This window comes from Variovorax sp. dw_308 (assembly GCF_019207085.1).
GTDB lineage: Bacteria > Pseudomonadota > Gammaproteobacteria > Burkholderiales > Burkholderiaceae_C > Variovorax.
On record NZ_JAATOM010000099.1, the window covers coordinates 1 to 554 of the forward strand.

At 68.4% G+C, this 554-nt stretch carries 1 protein-coding gene; it reads left to right on the forward strand.

The features are described 5' to 3' along the window. Positions 1–554 (forward strand): CHAT domain-containing protein (locus tag HCU76_RS36375; protein WP_218512068.1); only part of this gene is annotated, 554 nt, incomplete at both ends.

A 554-nucleotide genomic window follows, 5' to 3' on the forward strand; every position in this document is an offset into this window, starting at 1 on the left:
ACTGCGGCTCAATGGCCAGTACGTGATCGAGACGCATCCGGTGTCGGTGGCGCCGTCGATGAGCATTGCCGTGCAACTGGCGCAAAGCACGCCGCGCGTGGATGCGTCGCTCACCGCCTTCGGCAATCCGCGCATCGACGACCAGCACGAGCTGCCCGGCGCCGCGGCGGAGGTCAAGGAGATCGCCACCGTCTTCCCGCGCAACAAGGTCTACATGGGCGCCGCGGCCACCAAGACCCAGTTCCGCGAAGCGGCGGGCCGCTCGCCCCTGATCCATGTGGCCGCGCATGCCGAGGCCGACCAGATCGATCCGCTGTATTCGCGCATCCTCCTGGCCAACGAGGACGGCAAGCAGAACTTCCTGGAGGCGCACGAGATCCTGGACCTGCCGCTCTCGCACAGCGCGCTGGTCACGCTGTCGGCATGCGAGTCGGGCCTGGGCCGCGTGGCCTCCGGCGACGAAGTGCTGGGCTTCACGCGCTCCTTCCTCTCGGCCGGCACCTCCAGCCTGATCTCCTCGCTGTGGTCGGTGTCCGATGACGCGACCGAGGTGC